At 60.9% G+C, this 14,669-nt stretch carries 16 protein-coding genes; 10 read left to right on the forward strand and 6 right to left on the reverse strand.

Going from position 1 to position 14,669, the window contains the following annotated elements:
• Position 1: 1 nt before the first annotated feature.
• The 5 genes from EKH49_RS04895 (at position 2) to EKH49_RS04915 (ending at position 5,041) form a co-directional block, all read left to right on the forward strand.
• A complete protein-coding gene (locus EKH49_RS04895) occupies positions 2-823 on the forward strand; it encodes a thiazole synthase (protein ID WP_128469951.1) in 822 nt (273 codons plus the stop codon).
• Positions 820-1,965: a molybdopterin-synthase adenylyltransferase MoeB gene (moeB, locus tag EKH49_RS04900; protein WP_128469952.1), complete on the forward strand. Its 1,146-nt coding sequence runs from the start codon at positions 820-822 to the stop codon at positions 1,963-1,965. The genes EKH49_RS04895 and moeB overlap by 4 nt, the downstream gene beginning before the upstream one ends.
• A 60-nt stretch (positions 1,966-2,025) precedes the next feature.
• The gene (locus tag EKH49_RS04905) at positions 2,026-2,568 is read left to right on the forward strand and encodes a GNAT family N-acetyltransferase (RefSeq protein WP_128469953.1); all 543 of its coding nucleotides are present in this window, start codon (positions 2,026-2,028) and stop codon (positions 2,566-2,568) included.
• A gap of 147 nt (positions 2,569-2,715) precedes the next feature.
• Positions 2,716-4,623: a translational GTPase TypA gene (gene typA, locus EKH49_RS04910; RefSeq protein WP_066140514.1), complete on the forward strand. Its 1,908-nt coding sequence runs from the start codon at positions 2,716-2,718 to the stop codon at positions 4,621-4,623.
• Positions 4,604-5,041 (forward strand): hypothetical protein, encoded by a 438-nt coding sequence (locus tag EKH49_RS04915; protein ID WP_038990620.1) that lies wholly within the window; start codon positions 4,604-4,606, stop codon positions 5,039-5,041. The genes typA and EKH49_RS04915 overlap by 20 nt, the downstream gene beginning before the upstream one ends.
• Before the next feature lie 76 nt (positions 5,042-5,117).
• Here EKH49_RS04915 and EKH49_RS04920 read toward each other — a convergent pair whose 3' ends face one another.
• Together EKH49_RS04920 and EKH49_RS04925 are read right to left on the reverse strand one after the other, a co-directional pair.
• Positions 5,118-5,627, reverse strand: coding sequence for a helix-turn-helix domain-containing protein (locus EKH49_RS04920; RefSeq protein WP_073705959.1), 510 nt, complete (start codon positions 5,625-5,627; stop codon positions 5,118-5,120).
• Positions 5,628-5,753: 126 nt separating this feature from the next.
• On the reverse strand, positions 5,754-5,978 hold the full coding sequence (locus EKH49_RS04925) for a putative acetyltransferase (RefSeq protein ID WP_236641042.1): 225 nt from the start codon (positions 5,976-5,978) through the stop codon (positions 5,754-5,756).
• A gap of 232 nt (positions 5,979-6,210) precedes the next feature.
• On the opposite strand from EKH49_RS04925, the gene fdxA reads away from it, so the two are divergent.
• The 4 genes from fdxA to EKH49_RS04945 all read left to right on the forward strand — a co-directional run bounded on the left by fdxA (position 6,211) and on the right by EKH49_RS04945 (position 9,797).
• Positions 6,211-6,534 carry a ferredoxin gene (gene fdxA, locus EKH49_RS04930; RefSeq protein ID WP_013349521.1) on the forward strand — a complete coding sequence of 108 codons (324 nt, stop codon included), beginning with the start codon at positions 6,211-6,213 and terminating at the stop codon, positions 6,532-6,534.
• 12 nt (positions 6,535-6,546) lie between these two features.
• Positions 6,547-7,662, forward strand: a complete 1,116-nt coding sequence (gene dapC / locus EKH49_RS04935) for a succinyldiaminopimelate transaminase (protein ID WP_128469955.1) — start codon at positions 6,547-6,549, stop codon at positions 7,660-7,662.
• A 98-nt stretch (positions 7,663-7,760) separates the two neighbouring features.
• Positions 7,761-9,047, forward strand: coding sequence for a citrate synthase (locus EKH49_RS04940; protein WP_038990615.1), 1,287 nt, complete (start codon positions 7,761-7,763; stop codon positions 9,045-9,047).
• A gap of 141 nt (positions 9,048-9,188) precedes the next feature.
• Positions 9,189-9,797 carry a hypothetical protein gene (locus EKH49_RS04945; protein ID WP_128469956.1) on the forward strand — a complete coding sequence of 203 codons (609 nt, stop codon included), beginning with the start codon at positions 9,189-9,191 and terminating at the stop codon, positions 9,795-9,797.
• A 76-nt stretch (positions 9,798-9,873) separates the two neighbouring features.
• On the opposite strand, the gene dapD is transcribed toward EKH49_RS04945, so the two are convergent.
• Positions 9,874-10,827 (reverse strand): 2,3,4,5-tetrahydropyridine-2,6-dicarboxylate N-succinyltransferase, encoded by a 954-nt coding sequence (dapD, locus tag EKH49_RS04950; protein ID WP_128469957.1) that lies wholly within the window; start codon positions 10,825-10,827, stop codon positions 9,874-9,876.
• Between the two features lie 82 nt (positions 10,828-10,909).
• Here dapD and dapE point away from each other — a divergent pair, with 82 nt between their 5' ends.
• Positions 10,910-11,986, forward strand: a complete 1,077-nt coding sequence (gene dapE / locus EKH49_RS04955; RefSeq protein WP_128469958.1) for a succinyl-diaminopimelate desuccinylase — start codon at positions 10,910-10,912, stop codon at positions 11,984-11,986.
• 97 nt (positions 11,987-12,083) lie between these two features.
• Here dapE and EKH49_RS04960 read toward each other — a convergent pair whose 3' ends face one another.
• The 3 genes from EKH49_RS04960 to EKH49_RS04970 form a co-directional block, all read right to left on the reverse strand.
• Positions 12,084-12,995, reverse strand: coding sequence for an amino acid ABC transporter permease (locus EKH49_RS04960; protein WP_128469959.1), 912 nt, complete (start codon positions 12,993-12,995; stop codon positions 12,084-12,086).
• The gene (locus EKH49_RS04965) at positions 12,992-13,669 is read right to left on the reverse strand and encodes an amino acid ABC transporter permease (protein ID WP_038990609.1); all 678 of its coding nucleotides are present in this window, start codon (positions 13,667-13,669) and stop codon (positions 12,992-12,994) included. The genes EKH49_RS04960 and EKH49_RS04965 overlap by 4 nt, the downstream gene beginning before the upstream one ends.
• A 140-nt stretch (positions 13,670-13,809) precedes the next feature.
• The gene (locus tag EKH49_RS04970; RefSeq protein WP_128469960.1) at positions 13,810-14,640 is read right to left on the reverse strand and encodes a glutamate ABC transporter substrate-binding protein; all 831 of its coding nucleotides are present in this window, start codon (positions 14,638-14,640) and stop codon (positions 13,810-13,812) included.
• Positions 14,641-14,669: the final 29 nt, after the last annotated feature.

The following is a 14,669-nucleotide window of genomic DNA, read 5'->3' on the forward strand; positions in this document are numbered from 1 at the left end:
CGTGGACACGCAAAACATCACTGAACTGGACATCAACAGCGATCCATTCCAGGTTGCAGGACGCACCTTGTCTTCGCGCTTGATCCTCGGCACCGGGGGAGCGAGTTCGCTGACCACCCTGGAAAGCGCATTGCAGGCCTCTGGAACCGAACTGACTACCGTGGCCATCCGACACTTTTCGGCGGCAGGCGAGTCCAACGTGTATGACTTGCTGCAGCGCAACAACGTGATTGCGCTGCCGAATACCGCTGGATGCTTCACCGCCCGCGACGCGATCCTCACCGCGCACCTGGCCCGCGAAGCGCTGGAAACGAACTGGATCAAGCTCGAAGTGATTGCGGACGAGCACACGCTGCTGCCCGATCCACTGGAACTGCACGCTGCCACCGAACAGCTGGTGGCCGACGGGTTCCAGGTCTTTGCATACACCAATGATGATCCTGCCCTTGCCCAGCGCCTCCAGGATGCCGGTGTTGCGGCCGTCATGCCAGCCGGAGCACCAATCGGTTCCGGCCTGGGCATCTTGAACCCGCACAATATTTCCACCATCGTCTCCCGCGCCCAGGTGCCGGTCATCCTGGACGCCGGAGTCGGCACCGCCTCTGACGCCGCCCTGGCCATGGAGCTCGGCTGCGATGCCGTGCTGCTGGCCAGCGCGGTGACCCGGGCGCACAACGCGCCGCTGATGGCGATGGCTATGAAGGATGCGGTGCGTGCCGGACGCGCCGCACGGCTCGCGGGCCGGATCCCGCGCCGCGACACCGCCCTGCCATCTTCGCCCACCGAAGGCATGATGCAGACCCTGGTCGGTGACTTCTCGTGAACCAGTCAGCTTTGGTAGCCCCGGGGCCGGAGCTGGCACCGGAAGAATTGGCGCGTTATTCCCGGCATCTGTCGCTTCCCGGCGTCGGCGAAGAAGGGCAACGCAGGATCGCCAATGCCAAGGTGCTGGTGATCGGAGCCGGGGGACTGGGCAGCCCCATTGCCAATTACCTGGTCGCCGCGGGGATCGGCACCCTCGGGGTCGTGGACGACGACACGGTTGAACTGTCCAACCTGCAACGCCAAACCATGCACAGGCAACAGGACGTAGGCCGCTTGAAGGTGGAATCGGTCCGCCGGATGGCCCACGAGCAGAACCGGAATGTCCGGGTTATCGCCGTGGATGGCAAACTGGATGAGACCAACGCCGTGGCGCTTTTCAGCGACTACGACCTGGTCATCGACGGCAGCGACAACTTCGCCACGCGCTACCTGTCCAACGACGCCGCAGAAATCACCGGCACCCCACTGGTATGGGGGACCCTGTTCCAGTTCTCCGGGCAGGTGTCCGTCTTCGACCCGCGCACCGGTCCGATGCTGCGCGATCTTTTCCCTGAAATCCCTGATGCGGACTCCGTGCCCAGTTGCGCTGAGGGCGGGGTATTTGGTGCACTGTGCGGCGTCATCGGCTCGGTGTTGTGCACCGAGGCCCTGAAGCTCATCACTGGAATCGGCACCACGCTCAGCGGAAAACTGTGGCTCTATGATGCACTGGAAGCCAGTGTGCGAACTCTCGACTTTGCCAGGGACCCGCAACGCGAGCCGGTGAGCAAGCTGGGAGAGTACCGGCCGGTGTCCTGCGCTATCGAAGGGCATGCTCCGGAACTTACCGTTGCTCAACTGGCGGACCTTGAAGCGCAGGAACCGGTGCTGCTGGTGGATGTGCGTGAAGCCTGGGAACGCGACATCATCGCGATCCCGCACAGCCAGCACCTGCCGCTCGTGCAGCTGGAAGAACAAGGACTGGGAGGGCTCGCGCAGGGTGCCTCGACGGTCGTGTTCGTCTGCAAAACGGGTGTCCGTTCACAGCAGGCGGCGCGGATTGCCAGGCCGGATCTGCAGCCAGCCGTCCAGGTGTATAGCCTCAGCGGTGGCACCGTGGAATGGGCCAGGCAGGTTCAGGGGCAGCAGGTGGCCTACTAGGGCCCAGCGTTGCTGTGCCCGCGCTTCTTGGAGCCGGCCCAGCTCTGGCATACTTGCGCTATGGCATTGGGAATTGCGCTGGAGATCCGTGAATTGGAAATCGGCGACGAGCAGCAGGCAATCGATGCCCATCATTTGATGCTTGGCGATGATTTCGAGTTCCTGCCCACCTGGTCTCTCGCTGAGGCGTGGGAAGATTATGTCTACCGGATGAAGGCAGGGCGCCGAGGCGAGCACATCCCCGCAGGGTGGGTTCGCTCGGCGTTGTTTGCCGCCTTCGACGACGGGGAACTGGTGGGCCGTGTATCTGTGAGGTATGAGCTCAACGAAGGCCTGCTTCAATACGGAGGGCATATCGGCTATGGCGTAGTTCCCGAGTATCGTCGCCGTGGTGTGGCACAGCAACTGTGCAGATTTGGATTGCAGGAACTGCGCGAATCAGGAATTGAGCGCGCACTGGTTACCTGTGATTCCGATAACATCGGTTCAAGATCGACCATTGAAAAATGCGGCGGATTGCTGGACGCCAAGCTTCCGGAAATTGAAGCCAGCCATGGCCCCGGCACGCTGCGTTTTTGGATACCTACCCCGTCGATCCGCTGAATTTCTCGCGACCGGTACATGAAATTCCTGTATGTTCTGACACAGATCAACAGACTATTAGTCTCGAGCGCGTAAACTGGATTGTTGGGTCGACTTTGGCCCCGACTCCACAGACCCAAATTCTCGAGCGGAAGTGAGCCTTCACGCATGTCAGCAAACACCATTACTCGCGATGAACTTCGCAATGTAGCCATTGTGGCGCACGTTGACCACGGCAAGACCACCCTGGTCAACGCCATGCTCCAGCAGACCGGCGCATTCGACAGCCATGGTGAAACCGAAGACCGCGTGATGGACTCAGGTGAGCTGGAACGCGAGAAGGGCATCACCATTCTTGCCAAGAACACCACCGTGTTCTACAGCGGCCCAGCGGCCGAGGGCAAGAAGATGACCATGAACATCATCGACACCCCGGGCCACGCCGACTTCGGTGGCGAGGTGGAACGCGGCCTGTCCATGGTCGACGGCGTTGTCCTGCTCGTCGACGCATCCGAGGGCCCGCTGCCGCAGACCCGCTTCGTGCTGCGCAAGGCCCTTGGCGCCAACTTGCCAGTCATCATCGTGGTCAACAAGACTGACCGCGCCGATGCCCGCATCGACGGCGTCGTCTCCGACTCCATGGATCTGCTGCTCGGCCTGGCCTCCGACTTGGCCGACGAAGCTCCGGACCTGGATCTGGATGCCATCTTGAACGTTCCTGTGGTCTTCGCTTCGGGCAAGGCCGGTTACGCGTCCATGAACCAGCCTGTTGACGGCACCCTGCCTGACAACGAAGATCTTGAGCCGCTGTTCGAGACCATCATCAAGCACGTTCCTGCGCCGACCTACACCGAGGGTGAAGTCCTGCAGGCCCACGTCACCAACCTTGACGCTTCGCCATTCCTCGGCCGTCTTGCACTGCTGCGCATGATCAACGGCACCCTGCGCAAGGGCCAGCAGGTCAACTGGGCACGCCAGGACGGCACCATGAAGCAGGTCAAGATCACCGAACTGCTGGCCACCCAGGGCCTGACCCGCGTTCCTGCTGAAGAAGCCGGACCGGGCGAGATCGTTGCAGTCGCCGGTATCGAAGACATCATGATCGGCGAAACCCTCACCGACCTGGAGAACCCTAAGCCGCTGCCGCTGATCACCGTTGATCCACCTGCGATCTCCATGACCATCGGCATCAACACCTCGCCACTGGCTGGTAAGGTCAAGGGCGCCAAGGTCACCGCACGCCAGGTCAAGGATCGCCTGGACAAGGAACTGATCGGCAACGTTTCGCTGAACATCCTGCCAACCGAGCGTCCAGACGCTTGGGAAGTCCAGGGCCGTGGCGAACTGGCACTGGCCATCCTCGTTGAACAGATGCGCCGCGAAGGCTTCGAGCTGACCGTTGGCAAGCCGCAGGTTGTCACCAAGATGATCGACGGCAAGGTCCACGAGCCAATGGAGCGCATGACCATTGACGTGCCGGAAGAGTACCTTGGCGCTATCACCCAGCTGATGGCATCGCGCAAGGGCCGCATGACCGACATGGCCAACCACGGTACCGGCTGGGTTCGCATGGAATTCATGGTTCCAGCACGTGGCCTGATCGGCTTCCGCACCCGCTTCATGACCGAAACCCGTGGTGCCGGCATTGCCGCTTCGCTGGCCGAAGGCTACGAGCCGTGGGCAGGCGCCATCGAGTACCGCATCAACGGCTCGATCGTGGCCGACCGTGCCGGCGTGGTGACTCCATTCGCGATGATCAACCTGCAGGAACGCATGAGCTTCTTCGTGAAGCCAACCGAAGAGGTCTATGAGGGCATGATCGTGGGCGAGAACTCGCGCGCCGATGACATGGACGTGAATATCACCAAGGAAAAGAAGCTCACCAACATGCGCGCAGCTTCCTCGGATTCCTTCGAGAACCTGACCCCGCCACGCACCCTGACCCTGGAAGAGTCGCTTGAATTCGCTCGCGAAGACGAGTGCGTTGAGGTCACCCCGGAAGCAATCCGCATCCGCAAGGTGCTGCTGAACGCCAACGACCGTGCCAAGGCCAGCCGTGCACGCGCACGCTCCTAATAATCGCAATTCCCTCGGAGGCAACTTCTCCGCGCTGTGGCGCGGTGCGGTTGCCGCCGTGGCTGCAGGATTGTTCGGCACGGCAATCCACGCCTCCATCAGCTATATCGGCAACGATTTCCCGCTGGTTTGGGGCGTGCTCGTTGCCTGGCTCCTGCTCGGAGTACTGGTGTACTGGGCTGCGGTTTCCTCCGCGAAGCTGTGGGCCGGTGCGGTGGCGTTCATCGGATGCTATGTGACTGTTGGCCTGATTTCCTATGTGGGCGACGACCAGCTGATCTTGGGCATGCAGTACTACGAGTACCTGCCCGGACCGGCGTTGGCCTCTGCACTGTGGATGTACGGAATGGTCATTCCATCGGTGATTGCCTTGCTGTGCTCCTTGCGGGTGTTGCGCAAGCAGCAACGGCAGAACTGAAAAACAGTAGGAGTTCTTCCCCAACGGGAGGAACTCCTACTGTTCTTAATAAGATTTTGGGGAAGCGGTGACCGGCCTACTGGCCGTCACGCGCATTGCCGGTGATATCCAGATGGTGGGCCAAGAACAGCGAGGTGGCCACGCCATCGGGATCCGGGTCGCGTACTGCGTAGTCCTCGATAACCGCCCGCAGCCGGCTCATCAGTTCCTTCTGGTTTTCTTCATTGAGTTTCAGACCCAAGCGGATGACCTGTATTTCCTGCGGATCAAGTCCCTCGATTTCCTGCAGGAAGGTGTCCACGAGCATTGGAGCCGCGTCGGGAATACGGGTGCCCCAGGACTGCTTGGTGCTTCGATAGGGCACTTCTTTGGCACCGCGGTTGCCTCGGCGCGGCTCTTCCGCGGCGAGGTACCCGTTGCTGACCAGGGTGCGCACGTGATGCAAGGACGTGGCGGGATTCAAATCCAGAATGTCCGCAATTTCCTTGTTCGTGCGTGACTCATGGAGGCACAAGCGCAAGATGCGAAGCCTCAGCGGTGAGCTGAGTGCTCGTGCTCGCGACTGGACAAGTTTATCGGAGGGCATGAAAACAGCATACGCGAAAAGTGCTAAGTGATTGGAAGATTCAAATCGCATGTCTTCCCAAGCCGGATCAACGCAGCTGCGACCCGGATGAGTGGCATCGTGAAAATCTTGCGGCTTGCTAGGACGCTATTCGCTGCGCGGGACGCGGGGCCTGCGGCGCGCCGGAGCCTGCGGCACCCGCTTGGCGTGGGTGATCGCCGCGCGGGGGATGCGTACCAGCTTGGTGCGGGTCTGGATGCTCACCGATTCCTCGGTCACTTCCCTCAGCTCTCCCAACGCGTCGGAAAAATGTCCGCCGGCCTGGCCCTCGGCCAATCGGTAGCGGACAACTAGCCGTTCACCGGGCGTCACATCACTAAAACTAAGCATTTGGAAGCGTCATCTTTTCGTAAGAAGAATTCATTTGCACCACGGGAAGCTGAAATGTGAATGGTCGATTACGTCACAGCGCGCCGATAGGCGGTTCGATGAATGGTTATACAGGACTAGACTGTAGTTTGAGCTGGTAAAGGATTCAAAGAGCATCTGCTGAAACCACTAGCTCTGTTGAAACCACCCAGTGCAAGGAAAGGTCTCGACCCTCGTGACTTACATCATCGCTCAGCCGTGCGTCGACGTGAAAGACAAGGCGTGCGTCGAAGAGTGCCCGGTAGATTGTATCTATGAAGGTGAGCGCTCGCTCTACATTCATCCGGATGAATGTGTTGACTGCGGCGCCTGCGAACCTGTCTGCCCCGTCGAAGCCATCTACTACGAAGATGACGTGCCGGACGAGTGGGCCGACTATTACAAGGCAAACGTCGACTTTTTCGACGAACTTGGATCCCCGGGCGGCGCCGCTAAAATTGGTAACACCGGCACTGACCACCCACTGATCAGCGCCTTGCCACCTCAGAACCAAGGCTAGGTTTTCACTTTCATGCTTGAGCTCCCCGATTACCCCTGGAACCAGCTTGCCCCGTATCGCGAGCAAGCATCCGCGCATCCGGGGGGAGTCGTGGACCTGTCGATCGGCACGCCCATCGACAGCACGCCGCAGGTCATCCAGCAGGCGCTGGCCGACGCTGCCAACTCGCACGGCTACCCGACCACGCACGGCACCATTGAGGTCCGCCAAGCCATCGTCGACTGGTTCGCCCGCCGCCGCAACGTCACCGGATTGAGCACCGATGACGTCATGCCGACGGTTGGCTCCAAGGAAATGGTGGCGTGGCTGCCCTTGTTCCTGGGCCTGGGCGCAGGCGATATCGTGGTCCGTCCCGAAATCGCCTACCCGACCTACGACATCGGTGCCCAGCTGGTCGGCGCGACCCCAATCGCCACTGACGACCTCTCGGAATTGACTGCTGAGCAACGTGAACGCGTGAAGCTGATCTGGGTCAACTCGCCTGGCAACCCTACCGGCAAGGTCCGCGATACCGCCCAGCTGGCAGAGATCGTCACGCAGGCCCGTGAAATGGGTGCCATGGTCGCCTCCGACGAGTGCTACGCGGAGCTGGGATGGGATGAATATGAGGGGCAGGTGCCGAGCATCCTGGACCCGGCGGTCAACGGGGGAAACCTCGATGACCTGTTCGCGCTGTACTCGCTGTCGAAGCAGTCCAACCTCGCCGGATACCGCGCCGCCTTCGTTGCCGGCGCACCCAATCTGATGCCGGCTCTGGTCAATAGCCGCAAGCATGCTGGCATGATTGTTCCCGGTCCAATCCAGCACGCCATGGTGGTGGCCTTGAATGACGACGAGCATGTCGCGGCGCAGCGCGAGCTGTACCGGGCACGCCGTGACATGCTGCGGCCGGCGCTGGAGAACTTCGGCCTGGCCATCGAGGATTCGGTGGCGGGCCTGTACCTGTGGTGCACCGCTGGGCGTCCGAGCTTTGAAACCATCGGAGCACTGGCGGAACTGGGCATCGTGGCCGGTCCCGGGGCCTTCTACGGCACCGCCGGGGAACGCCACGTGCGCGTGGCGCTGACTGCATCCGACGAACGGATCGCGGCTGCCGTTGAACGGTTGAATTCTTCCGCCAATCGGTGAAGATGACACCCTAATTAGCTTGAATGGGTCAAATCGCGGTATGTTCTACGGTGACGACTGACCTTTCGGAACTACACGCTTTCCGGTTAGGAGATGCAATGACAGATACCACGTCTGCACAGCTACACTTTGGAGAATCCAGCCTCGAGCTGCCGGTAATTCAGGCAGCAGAAGGCAACGACGGATTCGGCGTAGCCCCACTTTTGAAGACCACCGGGAACGTGACGTACGATCCCGGCTTCATGAATACCGCGGCCACCAAGTCCGCGATTACCTACATCGACGGCGACGCAGGCATCCTGCGCTACCGCGGGTACCCCATCGAGCAGCTGGCCGAGAAGTCCAGCTTCATCGAGGTCACCTACCTGCTGATCTACGGCGAACTGCCAACTGCCGACCAGCTGGCCGAGTTCGACAACTCGCTGCGCCGCCACACCCTGCTGCACGAAGAGCTCAAGGGCTTCTTCGGCGGCTTCCCGCGCGACGCGCACCCGATGCCGGTGCTGTCCTCGGCTGTTTCGGCCCTGTCGACCTGGTACCAGGATTCGCTGGATCCGAAGGACGACGCACAGGTTGAGCGTTCGACCCTGCGCCTGCTGGCAAAGCTGCCGGTCTTGGCCGCGTACGCGCACAAGAAGTCCATTGGCCAGGCACTGCTGTACCCGGACAACTCGATGAACATGGTCGAGAACTTCCTGCGCCTGTGCTTCGGCACCGCTGCCGAGCCGTACATCGTGGATCCAGACGTGGTCAAGGCTCTTGACCTGCTGCTGATCCTGCACGCTGACCACGAGCAGAACTGCTCGACCTCCACCGTGCGCCTGGTTGGCTCCTCGGAAGCCAACATGTTCGCTTCGGTTTCGGCAGGCATCCACGCGCTGTCCGGCCCGGCCCACGGCGGCGCCAACGAAGCCGTCCTGAAGATGCTGCGTGAAATCCAGTCTTCGGGCATGACCCCTGAAGAGTTCATGACCAAGGTCAAGAACAAGGAGGACGGCGTACGCCTGATGGGCTTCGGCCACCGCGTGTACAAGAACTATGATCCACGGGCCAAGATCATCAAGAAGACCGCTCACGACCTGCTGGCAAAGCAGGGCAAGAACGAGCTGCTTGATATCGCGATGAAGCTGGAAGAAACTGCGCTGAACGATGAATACTTCATCTCGCGCAAGCTCTACCCGAACGTGGACTTCTACACCGGCCTGATCTACACCGCCATGGGCTTCCCGGAGAAGATGTTCACCGTGCTGTTCGCCATCGGCCGCCTGCCAGGCTGGATCGCGCAGTGGCGCGAAATGATCAAGGACCCGGAGCTGAAGATCGGCCGCCCACGCCAGCTGTACATGGGTGAAACCGCTCGCAACTACCCGGGCTACCAGGCCTAGGCTAGCTGCCGGATTCCTGCGGCAGGACCTGTCTTCCCACGATAGTGGGGGGACAGGTCCTTCCCTGTTTTAAGCGGTATTTCGGGAGTATCCTTTGAGGCAGAGGAAACGACAAGTGTGCCGAAGAATCAGGTGGTATGCATGTACTTACGTCGTGGAAATAATTGGTCGCTGGCCATAAATACCAATCAGAATATGCTGATGGCGTTGTACCTGCGCGAACTCTCAGGCGTCCACCCCGCGGAGGCCGGACCCAATAGCCGGCTTGCTTCCAATATCAAGAACCGCAACACGATTGACGACTCGCACGGACAGCTCAAGCAGGAATGGAGTTCCTGGTGGGATTCGCTGACCGCGGTGGCGCCAGCCAGTGAACCGGAGGCCAGCGATGCACTGATCAAGCGGCTGGAAGACGAGGGCTACCCGGCCCTGGCCCGGCTGGCGCGGGCACACTACGGCCAGGCCACGGTGTTCGCCCAGCAGCATGCCCAGGACTTTGCAGAAAACAGCGGCAAGTACGTGCCGCACCGCATGGATGAGCTGGAGCGGATCCTGATTGACCACGGCGTGGAACACGATATGCAAGCCACTCGGCAGGAGATCCACCTCATTGACGTGCCCTTGGACGAGCCCAGGGCTTGGCTGACTGGCCGGGCAACCATCGTGGCCAGCACGTCGCTGCTGCGCGACTCCAAGGCTTTCCACGGCTTCATCCAGCCGATGGTGACCATCATCTTTCCCGGCGGCTAGCCGAGCAGCAAGAAACTGGGCAATAAAAACTGGCAGACCACTTTCGTGATCTGCCAGTTCGAATGCAACAGGAGAATTAGTTGGCGTGAAGCGCGCTGTTCAGCTCAACGGTCTGGCCTGCGCGCGGCAGGGCCTCAACAGCGCCGGTGATCGAATTGCGGCGGAAGAGCAGGTTTGGCACGCCGGAAAGCTCCAGTGCCTTGACCTGCTTCTCGCCCAGCACCACACGCGTGCCGGCGGTGACGTACAGGCCAGCTTCGACCACCGAGTCATTGCCGATCGAGATGCCCACACCGGCGTTTGCCCCCAGCAGCACGCGTTCGCCGATGACAATGCGTTCCTTGCCGCCACCGGACAAGGTGCCCATGATCGATGCGCCGCCTCCAACGTCCGAGCCGTCGCCGACAACGACCGAAGCCGAAATGCGGCCTTCCACCATCGAGGTGCCCAAGGTGCCGGCATTGAAATTGACGAACCCTTCGTGCATGACGGTGGTGCCCGAGGCCAGGTGGGCGCCGAGGCGCACACGTCCAGCGTCGGCAATGCGCACGCCGGCCGGAACCACATAGTCGACCATGCGCGGGAACTTGTCCACGCCGTACACGGTGACCGCACCACGAGCGCGCAGCTTCAAGCGGGTCGTTTCGAAGCCCTCGACCTGGCAAGGACCGAAATTCGTCCAAACGACGTTTGCCAGGTGGCCGAAGATGCCGTCGAGGTTGATGCTGTTCGGCTGGACCAGGCGGTGCGAGAGCAGGTGCAGGCGCAGCCACACATCGGCGGTGTCAGCCGGTGCTACATCAAGATTAATGGTCAGTGAAACTACCTTCTGGGTGGTGCCGCGGGCTGCATCGTCCTGCGCGGCGGCAGAGAGTTCACCGGAGAGCTCTTCAGCCTGGGCGAGTTCGCCTAGGACTGGAGCCGGGTACCAAACATCAAGGATCGTTCCATCGGATGCGACCGTTGCAAGGCCATGGGCTGAGGCTAAACGGACAGATGATTCGCTGGATGTCACAGATTCTGAAGTCATACACCGATCGTATCTTTGCTGACCGGAGTAACGTTGATAAATGACAAAAAAGTGAAGCTAGAGACTCAGGACGTAGCCAGCCGTGAACGAATTGGACCTGCAGCAAGACGTTGCCCTGCTCACCGAGCAGATCATGAACATTGAATCCGTTTCCGGTAATGAGCAAGAGCTGGCCGACAAGGTGCACCATGCGCTGCAGCAGCTGGCGCATCTTGAGGTCCATCGGGACCAGGACGCCATCGTGGCCCGCACCAGCTTTGGCCGCGAACGCCGCGTCGTGCTGGCCGGGCATCTGGACACCGTACCCTTGCCGCGCACCGAGGGCGCCAAGGGCACCGTCCCCGCACAGGTCATCGGAGGGGTGCTCTATGGCCGCGGTGCGACCGACATGAAAGGCGGTGTTGCCGTGCAGCTTGCCCTGGCGGCAGAGCTGACCAACGCCAAATACGATGTCACCTACGTCTTCTACGACCATGAAGAAGTTGAAGCGGCCAAGTCCGGATTGGGCCGTCTGGCCAAGAACAGCCCGGAACTGCTGGAAGCCGACTTCGCGATCCTGCTGGAACCGACCAACGGCACTGTCGAAGGCGGGTGCAACGGGACCAGCCGCTTCGTGATCCGCACCCGCGGCAAGGCGGCCCATTCGGGACGAGCATGGATGGGGCATAACGCGATCCACGACGCGGGGGAGATCCTGCAGCGGCTGGCTGCCTACCAGCCCCAGACCGTCACCGTCGAAGGCTTGGATTACCGGGAGGGAATGAATGCGGTCCGCATTGCCGGCGGCATCGCCGGCAACGTGATCCCGGATTACTGCGAGGTCGAAGTGAACTACCGATTCGCCCCGGACAAGACGCTGGCCGAGGCCGAAGCCGTTGTCCATGAGCTTTTTGCGGGCTTCGACATCGAGCGCACCGATGGCGCCGATGGAGCCAAACCGGGATTGGACCAGCAGATCGCCGCCGACCTGATCAAGGTGCTGGGCCAGGAACCCAAGCCGAAGTACGGCTGGACCGACGTGTCGCGCTTCTCGGCCTTGGGCGTCTCTGCGGTGAACTTTGGCCCGGGCGATGCGCTGCTGGCGCACAGCGATGATGAGCATGTACCGCAGCAGGCCATCCGTGATTGCCTGCAGAGCCTGCGCACGTGGCTGAGCTAGCGAGGCCCTGTCACTGAGCAGCTACCGTGGCAAGAAAAAAATCTCCGTACCACTTGGCTGATGCCCAAGCGGTACGGAGATTTTTCTGTTGCGGTGGCTAGGCCTTGGGATCTTCGCGATCCTGGCCCGCTTGCGTGCCCAGATCCGCGGGGGCTCCAACCACTGCCGCCGCCGGGTTGGCGGCTGCAGTCTTGTCCTTCTTCACCCGGCTGCTCAAGCGGCGCGAGACGATCACTGCCAGCTTGCTCAGGGTGAAGTTGATGATGATGAAGATCGCCGCCGCCACGATCAGAGCCTGCAGCACATTGCCGTTCGGCGAGGAGTAGGTGCGGGCGAAGAACAGCAGCTCGTTGAAGCTGATGATGTAGCCCAGGGCCGAGTCCTTCAAGATCACCACGAACTGGCCAATCAGCGCTGGCAGCATGGCCACCAGTGCCTGCGGAATCTCGATGTAGCGCAAGGACTTGCCGCGGGTCAGGCCGATCGCGATACCGGCTTCGCGTTGGCCCTTGGGCAGATTGTGCACGCCGGAACGGACCAGCTCCGCAACGACCGAGCCGTTGTAGAAGATCAGTGCCGCGACCACGGCCCACATCGCGGTATCTCCTGGCAGCTGCAGTGAGCGGGAGAAGAAGACGTTGAAGAACACGATCATCAGCAGCACTGGAACCGCACGGAAGAATTCGACAATCACGGTGGATACACCGTTGATCAGCTTGTTCTGCGCCAGGCGGCCAACACCGAAGATCAGGCCGAATATCACGGAGCCGATGATGCCGAAGATGGCGGCCTTGACGGTGTTCCACAGGCCTGGAAGCAGGTAGTTCTTCCACGTGCTTGAGTCGATGAAGTCATCCCACTGGGAAGCCTGCATCTGGTCCTTGGCGGCGAGACCCAAAATGATCCAGGCCACGATGCCCAAGGCAATCAGGGCACCGATGATGTTGACAGCCAGGATGCGGCGCCGGGCCTTGGGCCCGGGAGTATCGAAAAGAATCGAGGCGCTCATCGTGCCACCGCCAGTTTCTTCGAAGCCCAAGTGGTCAGCAGTCCCACCGGAATAACGATGATTACGAAGCCCACCGCGAAGGTCAAGAAGATCGGGATGACGATATCCGCGCGGAATTCGATCATGGTCTTCATGACCGAGGAGGATTCGGTGGCTACCGAACCAACAGCTGCGACCGTGGAGTTCTTGATCAAGGCAATCAGGGTGTTGCCCAGCGGCACGATCGCGCCGCGGAAAGCCTGCGGCAGGATCACCATGCGTGCTGCGGGCAAGAAGCTCAGGCCGATGGCACGGGCAGCTTCAGCCTGTCCCAGCGGAACCGTGTTCACGCCGGAACGGATGGCTTCGCACACGAACGCCGCATGGTAGACCGCAAGGCCAAGGACGGCCAAGCGGAAGAAGTTGTTCTGGAAGTCTGAGCTGAGCACGAATCCCAGCTGGCCATAGAGCGCCAGCACGCAGAACAGGATGATGATGGTCAGCGGCGTATTGCGGATCAAGTTGACGTAGCTGGTGCCAATGGCCTGGAAGCTCCCTACGGGGGAGATGCGCAGCAAGGCCAGTATGGTGCCCAGAACGAGGGCGCCAATGGCGGCCCAGAACGTTAGTTGGATATTGACCCAGAAAGCTCCGGGAATGTCGTACTCAGTGAATATGGATAAATAGTTCTCCACTGCAAGCCTCTGTCTCGATGGCCGGAAGACCGGCCAAGTGGCTATGGGTCCGATACCTGCATCAGCCGGTTACCGGAAAAACGCAGATTGCAGATGGGGGCCAAACACGCTGCGTTTGACCCCCATCGCATCAGGTGCTGCTAGGCGCAGGAATCCGAAAGGGTTGGCGGGTTGGTCTCAGCGTTTGGCTTGTAGCCGGTGCCTTCGGTGTTCTTGTCCAGGGCCTTCTGCCATTCGCCGGACTCGATCATCTTGGTGATGGCCGCGTTGATGTCGGCGCACTTGTCGGTGCCATCAGGCAGTCCCACACCGTAGTTCTCTTCCGAGAACGGCGCGCCAACAACCTTGAACTTGCCCTTGTAGGCTGGCTGCGCAGCCAGGCCGGCGAGGATGATGTCATCGGTGGTCACCGCGTCAATGGTGCCGCCGCTCATCTGGGTGGTGCACTCTGCGTAGCCCGGAAGCTCCTGCAGGTTGGTGTTCTTGGCGTAGTTGTCCTTGACCTTCTGGGCCGAGGTGGAACCGGTGACCGAGCAGAGGTTCTTGCCGTCAAGATCCTCCGGCCCGGCAATATCCGAGTCGGCTGGAACCAGCAGGTCCTGGCCGGCGACGAAGTACGGACCGGCGAAGTCGACGACCTTGTTGCGCTCATCGGTGATCGAGTAGGTTGCGAAGATCATGTCGACCTGGTTGTTCTGCAGCATGGTCTCGCGGTTGGCGGACGGTGCCGAAATGAATTCGATCTGATCCTCGGTGTAACCCAATTCGTTGGCTACGTACTTGGCGACGTCCACATCGAAACCGGTGTAGTTATCGCCGTCCTTGAAGCCGAGGCCTGGCTGGTCGAATTTGATGCCGATGCGGATCTTGTCGCCGTCGGCTTCGCTGTCGCCGGAGCCGCCGCATGAAGTCAGGGCCAGGGCCGCGACGGCCGCCATTGCGGCTACTGTACCGAAACGAGTCTTGCGCATTGTTCCTCCTAGTGGATGCGTGATGATGA

This window comes from Glutamicibacter sp. HZAU, assembly GCF_004100365.1.
In the GTDB taxonomy this organism is placed as follows: domain Bacteria; phylum Actinomycetota; class Actinomycetes; order Actinomycetales; family Micrococcaceae; genus Glutamicibacter; species Glutamicibacter nicotianae.

What these genes read in the sequence shown, in the direction of transcription:
- EKH49_RS04970 (WP_128469960.1), bottom strand. Translation starts at nt 14,640, where the DNA reads ATGCGCAAGACTCGTTTCGGTACAGTAGCCGCAATGGCGGCCGTCGCG.
- EKH49_RS04945 (WP_128469956.1), top strand. Translation starts at nt 9,189, where the DNA reads ATGTACTTACGTCGTGGAAATAATTGGTCGCTGGCCATAAATACCAAT.
- dapD (WP_128469957.1), bottom strand. Translation starts at nt 10,827, where the DNA reads ATGACTTCAGAATCTGTGACATCCAGCGAATCATCTGTCCGTTTAGCC.
- EKH49_RS04920 (WP_073705959.1), bottom strand. Translation starts at nt 5,627, where the DNA reads ATGCCCTCCGATAAACTTGTCCAGTCGCGAGCACGAGCACTCAGCTCA.
- EKH49_RS04960 (WP_128469959.1), bottom strand. Translation starts at nt 12,995, where the DNA reads ATGAGCGCCTCGATTCTTTTCGATACTCCCGGGCCCAAGGCCCGGCGC.
- typA (WP_066140514.1), top strand. Translation starts at nt 2,716, where the DNA reads ATGTCAGCAAACACCATTACTCGCGATGAACTTCGCAATGTAGCCATT.
- EKH49_RS04905 (WP_128469953.1), top strand. Translation starts at nt 2,026, where the DNA reads ATGGCATTGGGAATTGCGCTGGAGATCCGTGAATTGGAAATCGGCGAC.
- EKH49_RS04940 (WP_038990615.1), top strand. Translation starts at nt 7,761, where the DNA reads ATGACAGATACCACGTCTGCACAGCTACACTTTGGAGAATCCAGCCTC.
- dapC (WP_128469955.1), top strand. Translation starts at nt 6,547, where the DNA reads ATGCTTGAGCTCCCCGATTACCCCTGGAACCAGCTTGCCCCGTATCGC.